The 985-nt window shown below is 61.5% G+C and carries 3 protein-coding genes; all 3 read right to left on the bottom strand.

All coding sequences use genetic code 11. From position 1 onward, the window contains the following. Positions 1-257, bottom strand: a 257-nt coding sequence (locus ABVT36_RS19065; protein ID WP_368457977.1) for a hypothetical protein, incomplete at its 3' end; no start/stop codon positions are given. 3 nt (positions 258-260) lie between these two features. Next, the gene (locus ABVT36_RS19060; protein ID WP_368457790.1) at positions 261-632 is read right to left on the bottom strand and encodes a hypothetical protein; all 372 of its coding nucleotides are present in this window, start codon (positions 630-632) and stop codon (positions 261-263) included. Between the two features lie 19 nt (positions 633-651). Continuing rightward, on the bottom strand, positions 652-985 hold a 334-nt coding region (locus tag ABVT36_RS19055), incomplete at its 5' end, for a hypothetical protein (RefSeq protein ID WP_368457976.1).

The raw sequence follows: 985 nt of genomic DNA, 5'->3' as shown, positions 1-985 counted from the left end.
GCAGCCGCCGCCGCACTGGCCCCGGCGTTTTGCTCCGCTTCCACCACCTGCGCCGCCAGGCGCGCCACCACGCCCACATCACCGGTAATCTCAACCGCAATGGGCTGGCCCTTCGCGTCCAGCGTTACCTCCAATGCCCGGCTCGCTACCTGCTGGGCGGTAACGGTTTCCGCCGGCTGTCCTTGAAACGAGCCGGATCCAGCCAGATAAACCTGATGAGTGGCACTGTCCTCGACAAACGTCATGGTAACGGCCATCGCTTATCGGCTCCGGGTAATCTGCTGCACAAAGCGGATACGGCCATACACAATCGTCCGTACTTCAGTGTCACCGCCCGGTATTGGCGTGGCCATCTGCAGGTCGTAATAGTAACTGGCAGGTTTTAGATTCTCCGTCTCCGCCGCGCTCAATCCAATCGCCGTTTCGCCGTTCTGGCTATTGGCATCCACAGGCGCCGTCAAAATGGCCTGGGCGTCCGCCTGATCGTCGGGCACCTGCGGTTTCAGCTTGAGCGTCAACCAGAAGGTGCGCCCGGAAATATCGATACGATCGCCATTCTCGTCCTTAAACACCAGCGGCAGGCTCAGGCTGTCCCCGATCACTGCATCGGTGAGGTTCTTTTTACTGGCCATAGGCGCCTCAAGAAAAAAGTCAGAAATAAGTGCGGGGTTTGGGTTGGTAGCGGCGCGGAGTGGTGGAAAACCCGCGCCCGGCCTTGCGGGCCGCCTGATCCCGCGCCGCCACATACTGGCCCTGCGCCAACTGAAACAGCTCTGGTGCCGACCAGGGTTTGTGCGGCATGGTGTAGAGCCTGGCCAGGGTGCCCTGCTCTATGGCATCGCGGTAATCCGTCAACAGCGTCCTGGAAACACTCGCGGCCGTATTTGAGGGCTTGACCGCCCCCTGCACCGTCAGGACCTGCTCGCCCAGTTCAGGGTCAATATCCAGCACACCGGGCTGGGACTGCCACCACCAGCGCTCGCCG

The sequence above is a fragment of the Microbulbifer sp. TYP-18 genome (assembly GCF_040932045.1).
In the GTDB taxonomy this organism is placed as follows: domain Bacteria; phylum Pseudomonadota; class Gammaproteobacteria; order Pseudomonadales; family Cellvibrionaceae; genus Microbulbifer.
This window is presented reverse-complemented; position numbering and strand designations above follow the sequence as displayed.

Excerpts from the sequence above, each read along its gene's own strand:
- ABVT36_RS19060 (WP_368457790.1), bottom strand. The coding sequence starts at position 632 with ATGGCCAGTAAAAAGAACCTCACCGATGCAGTGATCGGGGACAGCCTG.